Annotated in this window: 14 protein-coding genes; 9 read left to right on the top strand and 5 right to left on the bottom strand. The window is 54.6% G+C overall.

What is annotated here, in order from left to right; translation table 11 throughout:
- Positions 1–326: 326 nt before the first annotated feature.
- From pgi to RT644_RS16945, 5 genes are all read left to right on the top strand, one after another.
- Positions 327–1976, top strand: a complete 1650-nt coding sequence (gene pgi / locus RT644_RS16965; protein WP_020456099.1) for a glucose-6-phosphate isomerase — start codon at positions 327–329, stop codon at positions 1974–1976.
- Between the two features lie 440 nt (positions 1977–2416).
- Complete coding sequence (gene yjbE / locus RT644_RS16960; RefSeq protein WP_007372406.1) at positions 2417–2659, top strand: exopolysaccharide production protein YjbE; 243 nt, start codon at positions 2417–2419, stop codon at positions 2657–2659.
- A 64-nt stretch (positions 2660–2723) separates the two neighbouring features.
- Positions 2724–3359 carry a YjbF family lipoprotein gene (locus tag RT644_RS16955; protein WP_313627342.1) on the top strand — a complete coding sequence of 212 codons (636 nt, stop codon included), beginning with the start codon at positions 2724–2726 and terminating at the stop codon, positions 3357–3359.
- Entirely contained in the window at positions 3359–4096 is a 738-nt protein-coding gene (locus tag RT644_RS16950; protein WP_313627341.1) for a capsule biosynthesis GfcC D2 domain-containing protein, read from the top strand. The genes RT644_RS16955 and RT644_RS16950 overlap by 1 nt, the downstream gene beginning before the upstream one ends.
- A gap of 2 nt (positions 4097–4098) precedes the next feature.
- Positions 4099–6195 (top strand): YjbH domain-containing protein, encoded by a 2097-nt coding sequence (locus RT644_RS16945; protein ID WP_020456102.1) that lies wholly within the window; start codon positions 4099–4101, stop codon positions 6193–6195.
- Positions 6196–6293: 98 nt separating this feature from the next.
- On the opposite strand, the gene RT644_RS16940 is transcribed toward RT644_RS16945, so the two are convergent.
- On the bottom strand, positions 6294–6755 hold the full coding sequence (locus RT644_RS16940; protein WP_313627340.1) for an acyltransferase: 462 nt from the start codon (positions 6753–6755) through the stop codon (positions 6294–6296).
- Between the two features lie 9 nt (positions 6756–6764).
- Complete coding sequence (locus RT644_RS16935; protein ID WP_097406547.1) at positions 6765–7274, bottom strand: GNAT family N-acetyltransferase; 510 nt, start codon at positions 7272–7274, stop codon at positions 6765–6767.
- A 138-nt stretch (positions 7275–7412) separates the two neighbouring features.
- Here RT644_RS16935 and psiE point away from each other — a divergent pair, with 138 nt between their 5' ends.
- Positions 7413–7823, top strand: coding sequence for a phosphate-starvation-inducible protein PsiE (gene psiE / locus RT644_RS16930; protein ID WP_020456105.1), 411 nt, complete (start codon positions 7413–7415; stop codon positions 7821–7823).
- A 211-nt stretch (positions 7824–8034) separates the two neighbouring features.
- Here psiE and malG read toward each other — a convergent pair whose 3' ends face one another.
- The 3 genes from malG to malE form a co-directional block, all read right to left on the bottom strand.
- Positions 8035–8925, bottom strand: a complete 891-nt coding sequence (gene malG, locus RT644_RS16925) for a maltose ABC transporter permease MalG (RefSeq protein WP_017459427.1) — start codon at positions 8923–8925, stop codon at positions 8035–8037.
- Positions 8926–8939: 14 nt separating this feature from the next.
- Positions 8940–10484 carry a maltose ABC transporter permease MalF gene (gene malF, locus RT644_RS16920; RefSeq protein ID WP_020456106.1) on the bottom strand — a complete coding sequence of 515 codons (1545 nt, stop codon included), beginning with the start codon at positions 10482–10484 and terminating at the stop codon, positions 8940–8942.
- A 189-nt stretch (positions 10485–10673) separates the two neighbouring features.
- Entirely contained in the window at positions 10674–11864 is a 1191-nt protein-coding gene (gene malE / locus RT644_RS16915; protein ID WP_045511719.1) for a maltose/maltodextrin ABC transporter substrate-binding protein MalE, read from the bottom strand.
- Positions 11865–12234: 370 nt separating this feature from the next.
- Here malE and malK point away from each other — a divergent pair, with 370 nt between their 5' ends.
- From malK to malM, 3 genes are all read left to right on the top strand, one after another.
- Entirely contained in the window at positions 12235–13344 is a 1110-nt protein-coding gene (gene malK, locus RT644_RS16910) for a maltose/maltodextrin ABC transporter ATP-binding protein MalK (RefSeq protein WP_020456108.1), read from the top strand.
- Between the two features lie 174 nt (positions 13345–13518).
- Entirely contained in the window at positions 13519–14862 is a 1344-nt protein-coding gene (locus tag RT644_RS16905; RefSeq protein ID WP_313627339.1) for a maltoporin, read from the top strand.
- A gap of 108 nt (positions 14863–14970) precedes the next feature.
- Positions 14971–15918, top strand: coding sequence for a maltose operon protein MalM (gene malM, locus RT644_RS16900; RefSeq protein ID WP_313627338.1), 948 nt, complete (start codon positions 14971–14973; stop codon positions 15916–15918).
- Positions 15919–16097 lie beyond the last annotated feature (179 nt).

The following is a 16097-nucleotide window of genomic DNA, read 5'->3' as shown; positions in this document are numbered from 1 at the left end:
TCACTGACTTATGTAAGTTCCCGGGGATGTGCTCAGTTGCCGCCTTGCTGCAACGCGAAATGCTTGGGTAATGCAAACCCGCGCATGCGCGGGTAGTGCGTTTATAAATAAAGGGTTAGCGGGCATGCTGTCAACGCCGGGATTATGCGGATTTTTCATGCTGCATTGGTCGTCAGTAAAATGACTTATGTTGTGCTCAAATTCGGCGATTTTTGGTCGTTATTCGCCCGCGTGTACGGCGAGCCGGCACAAAAACCATCACAATTTTCCCCGGCAGGCGCTACAATCGACGGCAGTCACAATTCTCAAATCAGAAGAGTATTGCTATGAAAAACATCAATCCAACGCAGACATCTGCCTGGCAGGCATTACAGAAACACTACGCTGACATGAAGGACGTCACTATCGCGGATCTGTTCGCGAAAGAGGGCGACCGCTTTAGCAAATTCTCCGCAACGTTTAACGACCTGATGCTGGTGGATTTCTCTAAAAACCGCATCACGCAAGAGACGCTGGACAAACTGCTGGCACTGGCCAAAGAGACCGATCTGGCGGGTGCGATCAAATCCATGTTCTCCGGTGAGAAAATTAACCGCACCGAAGATCGCGCCGTGCTGCATGTCGCGCTGCGTAACCGTAGCAATACGCCGATTGTGGTGGATGGCAAAGATGTAATGCCGGAAGTCAACGCGGTGCTGGAGAAGATGAAAGCCTTCTCTGAAGCGATCATTTCAGGTAGCTGGAAAGGTTACACCGGTAAACCGATCACCGACGTGGTGAACATCGGTATCGGCGGTTCCGACCTCGGCCCGTTCATGGTGACCGAAGCGCTGCGCCCGTACAAAAACCACCTGAACATGCATTTCGTCTCTAACGTCGATGGTACACACATCGCCGAAGTGCTGAAAAAAGTGAACCCGGAAACCACGCTGTTCCTCGTGGCGTCCAAAACCTTTACCACCCAGGAAACCATGACCAACGCCCACAGCGCGCGCGACTGGTTCCTGAAAACCGCCGGTGACAACAAACACGTGGCGAAACACTTCGCGGCGCTCTCCACCAACGCGAAAGCGGTGGGTGAGTTCGGCATCGACACCGCGAACATGTTTGAATTCTGGGACTGGGTTGGTGGCCGCTACTCTCTGTGGTCGGCGATTGGCCTGTCTATCATCCTCTCCGTCGGTTACGACAACTTTGTTGAGCTGCTCTCCGGCGCGCACGCGATGGACAAGCACTTCTCCACCACTGAGCTTGATAAAAACCTGCCGGTGCTGCTGGCGCTGATTGGTATCTGGTACAACAACTTCTTCGGCGCTGAAACCGAAGCGATTCTGCCGTACGACCAGTACATGCACCGTTTTGCCGCTTATTTCCAGCAGGGCAATATGGAGTCCAACGGTAAATACGTTGACCGTAACGGCAACGCGGTGGATTACCAGACTGGCCCGATCATCTGGGGTGAGCCGGGCACCAACGGTCAGCATGCGTTCTATCAGCTGATTCACCAGGGCACCAAAATGGTTCCGTGTGATTTCATCGCGCCGGCTATCACCCATAACGCGCTTTCCGATCACCACCAGAAACTGCTGTCGAACTTCTTTGCGCAGACCGAAGCGCTGGCGTTCGGTAAATCCCGCGAGGTGGTCGAGCAGGAATATCGCGATCAGGGTAAAGATCCGGCAACGCTTAACCACGTTGTGCCGTTCAAAGTGTTTGAAGGCAACCGCCCGACTAACTCTATTCTGCTGCGCGAGATCACCCCGTTTAGCCTGGGCGCGTTGATTGCGCTGTACGAGCACAAAATCTTCACCCAGGGCGCAATCCTTAACATCTTCACTTTTGACCAGTGGGGTGTGGAGCTGGGTAAACAGCTGGCGAACCGCATTCTGCCGGAGCTGGGCGATGACAAATCCATCTCCAGCCACGACAGCTCAACCAATGGTCTGATTAACCGCTACAAATCCTGGCGCGGTTAAGCCACATAAGCGTCGCTTCGGCGGCGCTTTTTTTTACCGATTATATTTATTCCTGCAAGGTTATATTGCGCGAGGATTTCGCCCGATATATATAAGCAATTCCGATATCGATATTTTAAAGCTAAATTACGGGGATTATTCCTGGTTCGCTGTTTCTATATCTATCATCAGGTTTATCTGAAAAACGCTACAGGTGGATAAGCGGCGGCTATAAATTTTAGGACTAGCCTTATTGTGTCAATATTTTGTCATTATTTAATTGATTGAAAGATATGCAATTTTTGATTTTTGTCTTCTCTTTTTAAATGTCTGATACCAATTTTCCGAAAACGTTCCCCGCTATTTCCCGATGCGTAAACCCTCTGCTGTAGTTGTGTATACTCGATATCGCCTGAATTCTTTCAGGTAAATCTCCATTCATTCAATGAAGGGAAATTGATATGAAAAAAGTCCTGTATGGCATTTTTGCCATATCCGCGCTTGCGGCGACTTCTGCTTTTGCAGCACCGGTGCAAATCGGTGAAGCGGCAGGGTCGGCAGCGACCTCTGTTTCTGCGGGTAGCTCCGCAGCAACGAGCGTTAGCACCGTAGGGTCTGCGGTGGGTGTCGCGCTGGCGGCAACCGGTGGCGGTGATGGCTCCAACACGGGAACCACGACCACCACGACCACAAGTACCCAGTAATAGCGGGTACATTAACTATAACCACACTTCGGTGTGGTTATTCCGCCCCTTTCGGAGAAGAGTCGTGAAGCGACCTGGTATCATCTTGATTTGCCTGCTCCTTCAGGCATGTTCAGGCCCCATCAAAGGCCTCGGGAATTCACTCTGGAACAGCGTATTTGGTATGCCGGGCGTGCAGCTCACGGATGAAGAAATCCTCAATATGCCGTATGCCAGCCAGTACATGCAGCTCAACAACGGCCCACAACTGTTTGTGGTGCTCGCTTTCGCCGAAAACGGGCAGCAGAAATGGGTGACGCAGGATCAGTCCACCATCGTCACGCAAAACTATCGCATCGTGAAAACGCATCTGCCTGGCGACAACCTGCTGGATGTTAATAACCTGGCGGCAGATCCGCTGGCGAAACCGAACCAGATTGTCGATGGCGCGAGCTGGACACGCTTAATGGGCTGGACGGAACACAAGCAGGTGCGCTACGCCACCGCCCGTTCTGTCTTCCGCTGGAATGGTACCGACACGGTGAAGCTGGCGAGCGACGTCACCGCAGTACGCATCCTCGATGAAGAGGTGACGACCGACCAGAAACGCTGGCGCAACCGCTATTGGGTGGATGAACAAGGGGTTATCCGGCAATCCGAGCAGTACCTTGGCGCGGACTGGTTCCCGGTGAAAACCACCCTGATTAAGGCGGCGAAATAATGAAAAAACGCGCTCTTCTTCCGCTGTTAGCCAGCCTCGCTTCCCCGCTGGCGTTCGCTGTCGGCACTGTTGATGTCTATACCGAGGGCGATAGCAAGCCGAAAACCTTAACCAACGCCGCACACTTGGTGGATCTGGTTGGGCAGCCCCGTCTGGCGAATAGCTGGTGGCCCGGCGCGGTGGTCAGCGAACGGCAGGCGACGATTGCCGAACAGGCTCGCCATCAGGCGCTTCTTGCGCGGCTTAGCGCACTTGCCGCCGATGAGAGCGACAACAGCGCCGCGGCGATCAACGCGCTGCGTCAGCAGTTGCAGGCGATGAAGGTCACCGGTCGACAAATCGTTGAGCTGGATCCAGATTACCTGCGTACCCACCGCCTCGCCAACCGGCCATTAGAAGGGCAGTACACCTTATGGGTTGGCTCGCAGCCGACCACCATCACCGTGGTTGGGCTTATCAGCAGCCCGGGCAAAAAAGTGTTCACGCCGGGACGCGATGTGGTGAGCTATCTGGATGAGATGAGCCTGCTGAGCGGCGCGGAACGCAGCTATGCCTGGGTGATTTACCCCAACGGCAAAACGCAAAAGGTACCGGTTGGCTACTGGAACCGACGCCACGTGGAGCCGATGCCCGGCAGCGTGATTTTTGTCGGTTTCGCACCGGGTTTGTGGAGCAACGAGTATGACGAGCTGAATGCCGACATTCTTCAGTCCCTGACGCATCGGATACCGGAATAATAATGAAAAAATCGTTTGTCATTAGCCTGTTGGCGCTGGGGATTAGCGCCGCCTGTCACGCAGAATCGTACCCGGAACCGATTGGCCCATCGCAGTCGGACTTCGGCGGCGTTGGCCTGCTGCAAACGCCCACCGCGCGGATGTCGCGCGAGGGTGAACTGAGCTTTAACTACCGCGATAACAATCAGTACCGTTACTACTCCGGTTCGGTGCAGCTCTTCCCGTGGCTGGAAACAACGCTGCGCTACACCGATGTGCGGACGCGGAAATACAGTTCGGTAGAAGCCTTCTCGGGCAATCAGTCCTACAAAGATAAAGCCTTCGATTTAAAACTGCGCCTGTGGCAAGAAGGCTACTGGCTGCCGGAAGTTTCCGTGGGCGCGCGCGATATTGGCGGTACCGGGCTGTTTGACGGCGAATATCTGGTGGCGAACAAAGCCTGGGGGCCGTTCGATTTCTCGCTGGGTATCGGTTGGGGCTACCTTGGCACCAGCGGTAATATCAAAAACCCGCTCTGCTCCTACGACGAGAAATATTGTACGCGCGACACCCGTTACAAAGCCGCTGGCTCCACAGATACCAGCCAGATGTTCCGTGGCCCGACCGCGCTGTTTGGCGGGGTGGAGTACCAGACGCCGTGGAACCCGCTGCGCCTGAAACTGGAATATGAAGGGAACAACTACCAGCAGGACTTCGCCGGTAAACTGCCGCAGCGCAGCAAAGTCAACGTCGGCGCGATTTACCGCGTTACCGACTGGGCGGACATCAACCTGAGCTATGAGCGCGGGAATACCTGGATGTTCGGCTTTACCCTGCGTAACAACTTCAGCGATCTGCGCCCATCGTATATCGACAACGCGCGGCCAAAATATCAGCCACAGCCGCAAGATGCGATCCTCCAGCATTCGGTGGTGGCGAATCAGCTGACCTTACTGAAATACAACGCCGGGCTTACCGATCCGCAAATTCAGGTGAAAGGTGACACGCTGTATGTCACCGGCGAGCAGGTGAAATACCGCAATACCCAGGAAGGGGTTGAGCGCGCGAATCGCATCATCATGAATGATTTGCCGGATGGCATTCGCACTATTCGCGTGACGGAAAACCGCCTCAATATGCCGGTTGTCACCACCGAAACGGATGTTGCCAGCCTGAAGCGCCATCTTGAAGGCGAACCGCTGGGGCAGGATACGGAACTGGTGCAAAAACGCGAAACGCCTATCGTGCCGGATAAACCGGAGCAGGGCTGGTATATTGATAAATCCTCGTTCGATTTCCACATCGACCCGGTGCTTAACCAGTCATTCGGCGGGCCGGAAGCTTTCTACATGTACCAGCTTGGCGTGATGGCCACTGCCGACTGGTGGCTCACGGATCACCTGCTGACCACCGGTAGCCTGTTTGGCAACCTGACCAATAACTACGACAAGTTTAACTACACCAACCCGCCGAGAGACACCGCCTTGCCGCGTGTGCGTACCCGCGTGCGTGAATATGTGCAGAACGATATTTACGTCAACAACATGCAGGCGAACTACTTCCAGTACCTGGGCAATAATTTCTATGGCCAGGTGTATGCCGGGTATCTGGAAACCATGTACGGCGGTGCCGGTGCCGAACTGTTGTGGCGTCCGGTTGATAGTCACTGGGCGTTTGGTATTGACGGCAACTACGTGAAACAGCGTGACTGGCGCAGTGCGCAGGACATGATGAAATTCACCGATTACAGCGTCAAAACCGGCCACTTTACCGCTTACTGGACGCCGTGGTTCGCCGAAAATGTGCTGGTGAAAGCCAGCGTCGGTCAATATCTGGCGGGCGATAAAGGCGTCACGCTGGATGTGTCGAAGCACTTCGACAGCGGGATTGTGGTGGGCGCGTATGCCACCAAAACCAACGTTTCAGCCGCGCAGTACGGGGAAGGGGACTTCACCAAAGGGGTCTACATTTCGGTTCCGCTGGATCTGTTCAGCACCGGTCCGACCCGCAGCCGCGCTGGCGTTGGCTGGACGCCGCTGACGCGTGACGGTGGTCAGATGCTGGGCCGTAAGTTTGAGCTTTACAACATGACCAACGATAAGACGGTCAACTTCCAGTAAGCCTTCTCTCTCCCCGTGCGGGGAGAGAGTGGCCGCAAGCCTGTCTTTCCCCATCTTCAACCCTGTTTCTCTCCCCGTGTGGGGAGGGACAGTTGCATTTATAACCGGCGCAACAGCCGCGCCGGGTTTCCCGCATACACCCCTTTCTCGCTGATCGATTTGGTCACCACGCTGCCCGCGCCTATCACACAGCCATCGGCAATAGTCACTGCCAGAATCGTCGCGCCGCTGCCAATCGACACGTCATTACCAATCACGATGCGCCCCCAGTTGTTGCTGTCGGGGTCCGGTTTGCCATCACGAAACATATCGTTGGCAAACATCACGCCGTGACCGATAAAGCAGCGCTCACCAATGGTGACATATTCGCAAATAAAGCTGTGCGACTGTATCTTCGAACCTTTACCGATCTGGGTATGCCCCTGGATTTCGACAAACGGGCCGACAAACACATCGTCCGCCAGCGTGCAGTTGTATAAATTCGCGGGTTCATAAATCACCACGTTTTCGCCGCAGGTTACATTGCGTACGGCGGTTTGGCGCAAAGCGGCGCTTGCCATCCTCCCTCCTTAAAGCGGTTTGCCCAGAATATGCAGCGTACTTTGCTGCGACGCGGTACTGAATAGTGTGTCTTTGAGATGCGTGAATCCCAGCCGGTGGTAAAAGCGCCGCGCGTTCGGGTTGGCGTCCAGCACTTCCAGCCAGATAAACCGCTCACCACGCTGTTGCGCCAGGCGTTCTATTTCTGCCAGCAGTTGCTCGCCGTAGCCTTTACGCGTTTCGCCCGGAAGAAGATAGAGTTTGTGCAGCAGCGTACCCGCCGGGCCGTGCTCGTCGACCGCGCGATGCCAGGATACTTTAGCGAAACCGACAGGCGCCGCATTCTGCGCGATAAACCAGCTGCCCGCTTCGCTTTGCAGGCTCTGCTCGATTACTGCCGGGGAATACTCCTGGCGGAGAAATGCCTCCAGCTCGGCCGGTTCGCGCCACAGAGGGGCAAAATGATGGCGATAACTGGCGTAGCCCATTTCACTCAGTAACGCGGCGTCCGCGATTTCAGCTTTACGTACGGTAAGCATGCTCTTTTTCGTCTCCTGCGTGGACATGTCTGTGCAACATGTCATCACGTGGTGTCACAAAATATAAGCAAATAATGTAGATCCAGATCACATTTTTGCGATATACAAAGCGTTGTTCACCAGTAATGAGGTGCCGCTATGACATCGCTAACTCGTCCACGCGTTGAATTTATTTCGACCATATTGCAGACCGTGCTGAATCTTGGTTTGCTCAGCCTCGGTCTGATTTTGATTGTCTTTCTGGGCAAAGAGACACTGCATCTGGCGGATGTGCTGTTCGCGCCGGTGCAAACCAGCAAATATGAGCTGGTGGAAGGGCTGGTGGTTTATTTTCTCTATTTCGAATTTATCGCCCTGATTGTGAAGTACTTTCAGTCCGGGTTTCACTTCCCGCTGCGCTACTTTATCTACATTGGTATTACCGCGATTGTGCGGTTGATCATCGTCGATCACCAGTCGCCAATGGATGTGTTGATCTACTCGGCGGCGATCCTGTTGCTGGTGATCACGCTGTGGTTGTGTAACTCGAAGCGGCTGAGGCGTGAATAAAAAAAGGGCGATCCGGGGATCGCCAATGACTTCACAAGTTGGGTGATACAAGTTGAGGGTGCAGTGGCAACGCCGGTCATCTTTCGGGTGATAGCTGCGTTGGCTTCCTTTACTCACCCCGGTCACTGACTTCAGTCAGCTCGCGGGGATTCATGCAGTCGCCGCCTTGCTCTAACCCGAACTATTTAAGGCGCAATAACAACAATGAAAATTAACCTTTCACACCGCCTGCTGTCAGGCCGTTAACCAGCCAGCGCTGCGCAAGCAGGAAGACAACCGTAATTGGGATCGCGGACAGCACCGCCGCCGCGGCAAAATCGCCCCACAGGTAGTTTTGCGGGTTGAGATATTGCTGCATCCCGACCGCCAGCGTGTAGCTGTTAACATCGCGCAGCAGCAGTGAGGCAACCGGTACTTCGGTAATGGCGGCGATAAACGACAGAATAAACACCACCGCCAGGATCGGCACCGACAGCGGCAGCAGCACCAGGCGGAACGCCTGCCACGGTGTTGCGCCATCCAGCGAGGCGGCTTCTTCCAGCGAACCGTCGATCGTTTCGAAATAACCTTTGATCGTCCATACATGCAGCGCGATCCCGCCCATATAAGCGAAGATCACCCCGCCATGGGTATTCAGGCCGATAAACGGCACGTACTGGCCGAGCCGGTCAAACAACGCGTACAGCGCCACCAGCGACAGCACCGCCGGGAACATCTGGAAAATCAGCATCCCTTTCAGCAATGTCGCTTTGCCGCGAAAGCGCATACGGGCAAAGGCGTACGCAGAAGTGGTAGAGAGCGCCACAATGCCGACTGCGGTGATCACGGCGATTTTCACCGAGTTCCACAGCCACAGCAGCACCGGGAACGGCGGCGGCGTGACGCGGCCATCGGCGTGTTCGACGCTAAAGCCCAGCGCGAGGCGCCAGTGCTCCCACGAAATATTTTCCGGAATTAAACTGCCGGTGGCGAAGTTACCTTCACGCAACGAAATGGCGACCACCATCAGCAGCGGGAACATAATCGCGGCAATAAACACCAGCAATAACAAATGGGTGATAAACAGCCGCAGCTTTTGCGATTTCGCCTGCACCATAGCCATAATTTTCGTCCTCCTTAATCGAATTTCATGCGCGTAGCTTTCAGGTTGACGATAGCCAACGCACCTACCAGCAGGAAAATCAGCGTGGCAATAGCGGCAGCGAGCCCAAAGTCCTGACCACCGCCGCCTTCAAAGGCGATGCGATAGGTGTAGCTCACCAGCAAGTCGGTATAACCGGCCGGCGTGGTGGTGCCGATGCGATCCGGCCCGCCGTTGGTCAGCAGTTGGATCAGCACGAAGTTGTTAAAGTTAAACGCGAAGCTGGCGATCATCAGCGGCGTCAGCGGCTTGATCAGCAGCGGGAAGGTGATGCGGAAAAAGTTTTGCAGCGGTCCGGCACCGTCCATGGCCGAGGCTTCATACAGATCGTCGGGGATCGCTTTCAACAGCCCCATGCACAGGATCATCATGTACGGATAACCGAGCCAGGTGTTGACGATCACGATCATTGAGCGCGCGGTGGTGGGATCGCTAAACCAGGCCGGTTTAATGCCAAACAGCGCGCTCAGCATCATATTGATCTCGCCAAAGCTCTGGTTAAACAGCCCCTTGAAGATCAAAATGGAGATAAACGACGGTACGGCATACGGCAGAATTAACAACACGCGATAAATCGCTTTGCCTTTCAGGGATTCCCACTGCACGACGCAGGCCAGCACCATGCCCACGGCAACGGTCAGAACCACGGTCAGCACCGAGAACACCACCGTCCAGATAAAGATCTCAATAAACGGTTTTTGAATGCCTTCATCGGTAAAGACGCGCGTGAAGTTATCCCAGCCGATGGTCACGGTATAGCCGGGGCTGAGCTTTTCGCTGCCCCAACTGCCATCGGCGTTAATCACCTGGAAGTAGCCGATTTCATTGTTCGGGCGGTATTTCGCGCCGCTCTGGTTGTTGAGCAGCGTGCCATCCTGTTCAAGCTGATACAGCGGTCGCGTACCGGAGAACTGGCGCAGCGAACTCATGGCCACTTTGCTGCCATCCGGCAGAAGGGCGGTCAGCTGGTTCAGCGCCTGGCGATTTTGCGTGATGATGCGCAGGTTGGCGCGCTCGCCAGCGGGCAGGGCGTCAGCCTCTTTTAACGTCAGTTGCTGCTCGCCGCCGGGTTTGAACGCATCGGAAACGTAGTTTTTACCGCTGTCGCCGTCGGTCAGTGCCAGTTGCCACGCATCTCCCGCCGGGTAGAGCCCAAAGTTATACGCTTTGCCTGCCTGGTAGGAACGATCGAGCAGCACCTGCTGCGCGCGCTCCTGAGTGAGCTGGTTAGTGCTGCTGTAGTTGGTAAACGCGATGGCGATGGTACAAACCAGCGGGAACAGGACAAACAGCCCCATACCTGCCACGCCGGGGTAAACATAGCGCCAGGCATAGGCTTTACGGTTGGCGAAAATATAGAGGCCCGCCGAGCTGAGGACGAGCGTGGTAATGGCGAAAAGGTATTCCCCCTGGGCATACATCATAACGACAAGGTAAGCCACCAACAGGCCAACAACGGTGATGGCCGCCCATGCGAGTTGCGGGCTTTGCCACCAGTGGCGTTTTCTTCTTACATCCATGGGGATTTCCTCTCTACTCAACACCCTTCACGCTGCCGCGTTGTTGGCTGCGGTTGCGCACGCTGGTAGCTTACTTTTGTAAGCGCGCCGGGATACTCAACGTTGCCGCCATGATGCGCGTGAAGGATGCCGCGTATACAACATGTCCAATTCGCCTTATCCCCGTGCGGGGATAAGGCATTCACATTTTTACTTGGTAATACGACCCTGGGCGTCTTTCAGCGCGGCGTCGACGGTCTGGCGATCGCTAACGGCGTTGATAACCGCGGTGCGTGTGGCGTACCAGAAGGCGGCCATTTGCGGGATGTTCGGCATAATTTCACCGGTTTTCGCGTTATCCATGGTCGCGGCGATGCGTTGGTCTTTCGCTAACTGATCCTGATAGGATTTCAGCGCGACCGCACCCAGCGGTTTGTCCTTGTTAACGTCTGCCAGGCCTTGATCGGTCAGCAGATAGTTTTCGAGGAACTCTTTCGCCAGCTCTTTGTTCGGGCTGGCGGCGTTGATGCCTGCGCTCAGCACGCCAACGAACGGTTTAGAAGGCTTACCTTTAAAGGTTGGCAGCAGCGCGACGCCGTAATTGACTTTGCTCTTATCAATGTTGGCCCACGCCCACGGACCATTGATGGTCATCGCGGTTTCACCTTTGTTGAACGCCGCTTCTGCAATCGAGTAATCCGTGTCGGCATTCATGTGTTTGTCTTTAATCAGCTTCACGAGGAAGCTAAGACCCGCTTTCGCGCCTGCGTTGTCGACGCCGACATCTTTCACGTCGTATTTGCCGTTTTCAAACTTGAAGGCGTAACCGCCATCGGCAGCAATCAGCGGCCAGGTGAAGTACGGTTCTTGCAGATTGAACATCAACGCGCTCTTACCTTTCGCTTTCAACTGTTTATCCAGCGCCGGGATCTCTTCCCAGGTTTTCGGCGGGTTTGGCACGAGGTCTTTGTTGTAAATCAGCGATAAGGATTCGACAGCAATCGGGTAGGCAATCAGCTTACCGTTGTAACGCACCGCGTCCCAGGTGAAGGGGTACAGCTTGTCCTGGAAGGCTTTATCCGGGGTGACTTCTGCCAGCAGACCGGATTGCGCATAGCCACCAAAGCGGTCGTGTGCCCAGAAAATAATGTCCGGGCCGTCGCCGGTTGCAGCAACCTGCGGGAATTTCTCTTCCAGTTTATCCGGGTGTTCTACGGTGACTTTAATGCCGGTGTCTTTCTCAAATTTCTTACCCACTTCGGCAAGGCCGTTATAGCCTTTGTCGCCGTTGATCCAAATGACCAGCTTACCTTCTTCGATTTTGGCGAGGGCAGAGGCGGAAAACATCATCGTCGCCACTGCGGACAAAGCGAGGATGCGTGCGCCTGTTTTGATTTTCATATATCCCGTCCTTTAGGTGATGTGCTCGTGGATACGCTCAAGGTAGTTCGACGGGATTAGTCTCCTTTTTTGACAAGCGCTTCTCATCCTCCTTAACCCTACGCCCCTGGGGCGATTTGTGTGATCTCTGTTACAGAGATTTGCATTATGTGTGTTAGCGCACATAAAAAAGCGCCGATTTTTGCAGAGCCCATCACGAAAATGCCCGCAGCCCGCCTGTCCAGGGGGCAGAGACATTGTTCTCATCCTCCCGCCTCCTCCCCCACAAAAAACCAGGGGGGTGGAGGATTCGCCCGCTGAATCGATGCTCCATAGTCAGCCCACGTTGAATGTTTCTGTTGGTGACAGGTTGTAACGAAGGGAGAAGGGCATGGCGAGCGTACAGCTGCGTAATGTAACGAAAGCCTGGGGCGATGTGGTGGTGTCGAAAGACATCAGTCTCGACATCCACGAAGGAGAATTCGTGGTGTTTGTCGGTCCGTCAGGCTGTGGTAAATCGACGCTGCTGCGCATGATTGCCGGGCTGGAAACCATCACCAGCGGGGATTTGCTGATTGGCGATACCCGCATGAATGAGGTTCCTCCCGCAGAACGCGGCGTTGGCATGGTGTTTCAGTCCTACGCGCTCTATCCGCATTTGTCGGTTGCGGAAAATATGTCTTTCGGCCTGAAGTTAGCGGGCGCGAAAAAAGAGATGATCAAATCGCGCGTCACGCAAGTAGCGGAAGTGCTGCAACTGGCGCATTTACTGGATCGCAAACCGAAAGCCCTATCTGGCGGTCAGCGTCAGCGTGTGGCGATCGGTCGTACGCTGGTGGCTGAACCCAGCGTCTTCTTGCTTGATGAACCTCTCTCCAACCTTGATGCCGCCCTGCGTGTGCAGATGCGTATTGAGATCTCCCGTCTGCACAAACGTCTTGGCCGCACGATGATTTACGTCACCCACGATCAGGTGGAAGCGATGACGCTGGCCGACAAAATCGTGGTGCTCGATGCCGGGCGCGTGGCGCAAGTGGGTAAACCGCTGGAGCTGTATCACTACCCGGCAGACCGTTTTGTCGCCGGTTTTATCGGCTCGCCGAAGATGAATTTCCTGCCGGTAAAAGTGACCTCTACCGCCATTGAACAGGTTCAGGTTGAGCTGCCTAACCGCCAGCGCGTGTGGCTGCCGGTGGACAGCGCCAATGTGCAGGTCGGCGCAAATATGTCTTTGGGCATCCGCCCGGAGCATCTGCTGCCCAGCGACATCGCTGATGTCACGCTGGAGGGCGAAGTTCAGGTCGTCGAACAGCTTGGCCACGAAACACAAATTCATATCCAGATCCCTGCAATACGTCAGAACCTGGTCTACCGCCAGAACGACGTGGTGCTGGTAGAAGAGGGTGCCACATTCGCCATCGGCTTACCGCCGGAGCGTTGCCATCTGTTCCGTGAAGATGGCACCGCCTGCCGCCGGTTACATAAAGAACCGGGCGTTTAAGCGTACCCCACAAAGCGTTTACACAAAGCCATTCGCATTATGTCGAGGCGGCAACGTGATGACTCTCCGGCAGCGTACAAAAGTACCTGACCGGGATTCATGACGGCAGCCAATAAAGAGATAGCGCTAAGGGGGATGTGTAAAAAAAGAAAAGCAAGCTCAGGAGATAGAACGATGATTACTCTGCGCAAACTTCCACTGGCTCTCGCCATCGCGACAGGCGTACTGTCTGCACAGGCGGGTGCTGTTGATTTCAAAGGTTACGCCCGTTCGGGGATTGGCTGGACCGGCAGCGGCGGCGAGCAGCAATGCTTCCAGGCCACTGGTGCAGGTTCCAAATACCGTCTCGGTAACGAATGTGAAACCTATGCAGAATTAAAACTCGGTCAGGAAGTGTGGAAAGAAGGCGATAAAAGCTTCTACTTCGACACGAACGTTGCGTACTCAGTCGCGCAGCAAAATGACTGGGAAGCTACTGACCCAGCATTTCGTGAAGCCAACGTACAAGGTAAAAACCTGATTGATGCGCTGCCGGGCTCCACGATCTGGGCAGGTAAACGCTTCTATCAGCGTCATGACGTACATATGATCGACTTCTATTACTGGGACATCTCCGGCCCGGGCGCTGGTCTGGAAAACGTCGATCTCGGCTTTGGTAAACTCTCTCTGGCCGCAACCCGTTCGACGGAAGCAGGCGGCTCCGCTACCTTCGCCAGCAACAGTATTTATGATTACACCGAAAAAACGGCTAACGATGTGTTTGATGTGCGTCTGGCACAGATGGCAGTCAACCCGGGCGGTACATTAGAGTTCGGCGTTGACTATGGCCGCGCCAATACCCGTGACGGTTACCATTTATACGATAATACCGAAACGAAAGATGGCTGGATGTTCACCGCTGAACACGTTCAGAGCATGCTGAAAGGCTATAACAAATTTGTCGTGCAGTATGCGACCGATGCGCTGACATCACAGGGCAAAGGGTTATCGCAAGGCTCCGGTATTGGCATCGAGGGCAATAGTAAACTGCCTTATAGCGCCAACAACAACGGCTCCCTGCTGCGTATCCTCGACCACGGTGCAATTTCTCTGGGTGATAATTGGGATCTGATGTACGTCGGTATGTATCAGGACATTGATTGGGATAACCAGAATGGTACCAAATGGTGGACCGTCGGCGTGCGCCCAATGTACAAATGGACACCAATCATGAGCACCTTGCTGGAAGTCGGTTATGACAACGTCAAATCCCAGCGCACTAACGACACCAACAATCAGTACAAAATCACCCTTGCGCAACAGTGGCAAGCAGGCGACAGCATCTGGTCTCGTCCGGCAATCCGTGTATTCGCAACCTATGCGAAATGGGATGAAAAATGGGGCTACAACACCAGCGGTAATCCGGGCACGAATGCCAACTATGGTCTGGCAACCCGCAATGGTACGGGCGGCTCAAGCTTCGGTCGTGGCGACAGCGACGAATGGAGCTTCGGTGCCCAGATGGAAATCTGGTGGTAAGTTTTTCCCTCATGCAATGACCAAAAGAGGGGCGAAAGCCCCTCTACTCCTGATAAACAGCGCGCTATTGCCTGGCCACCGCTGTTTCGCATCCTGAAGGTGATAACAATGAAAATGAAAAAAAGTCTCATCGCTCTGTGTCTCTCCACGGGTTTGCTGGCGGGCACACCGGGTATCAGTTTTGCTGATGTAAATATCGTCCCACAGAACACCGCGGCAGCGCCGTCGATTCCAAACTCTGCACTTCAACAACTCACCTGGACACCTGTCGATACGTCCAAAAGCCAGACGGTTCGGCTTGCAACAGGTGGGCAGCATCTGAACGTCGCGGGCATAACCGGCCCCGTTGCGGCGTTTAGCGTGCCTGCCAATATTGGTGAGCTTACGCTGACGCTTTCCAGCGATGTTAATAAAAATACAGGGGTTTTTGCGCCAAATGTGCTGGTATTTGATCAAAACATGTCGCCTGCGGCTTATTTCCCCAGTAGCTATTTTACCTACCAGGAGCCGGGGGTATTAAATGCTGACCGTCTGGAAGGGGTTATGCGCCTGACGCCTGCGCTGGGCCAGCAGAAGCTCTATATCCTTGCATTTACGACCGAAAGTGATTTGCAGAAAACCACCACACTGCTCGATCCGGCCAAAGCCTATGCTAAAGGCGTGGGCAACGCGATCCCTGATATCCCCGATCCGATTGCCCGTCATATTGCTGACGGAGTGGTAAACCTGAAGGTGAAAAATAGTAGTGGTTCCAGTGTATTAGTCGGCCCGCTGTTTGGCTCTTCTGGCCCGGCTTCCGTTACCGTAGGCAATACCGCTGCACCGGCTTACAACACGCAACCGGCTCCTGCCGCCGCGCTCGCTGCGGCTCCTGCGCCAGTGGCGAAAAGCGAGCCGATGCTTAACGATACAGAGAGCTACTTTAACCAGGCCATCAAACAAGCCGCTGCCAAAGGTGATATTGATAAGGCGCTGAAATTATTGAATGAAGCAGAACGCCTCGGGTCGAAATCCGCCCGTGCCACTTTTATCAGCAGTGTAAAAGGCAAGGGGTAATCTCTCCCCACAATGCTGATATTTGCAGCAACTGGTGCGTCGCCTGACGCACCTTTTTTTCCGGCGCAGATGCGCGCTGTTGCGCATCTGTTGCGCTGATGAAAACTGAATGAAGTTTCCCCGCCCCGTGCGCCGGTTCTGCGATACAATAACGCTACGTTATGTACCGGAGAGTAAGG

Source organism: Kosakonia sp., assembly GCF_032104925.1.
In the GTDB taxonomy this organism is placed as follows: Bacteria; Pseudomonadota; Gammaproteobacteria; order Enterobacterales; family Enterobacteriaceae; genus Kosakonia.
The sequence above is the reverse complement of the archived record's forward strand: the minus strand, read 5'-3'. Positions and strand labels throughout refer to the sequence as shown.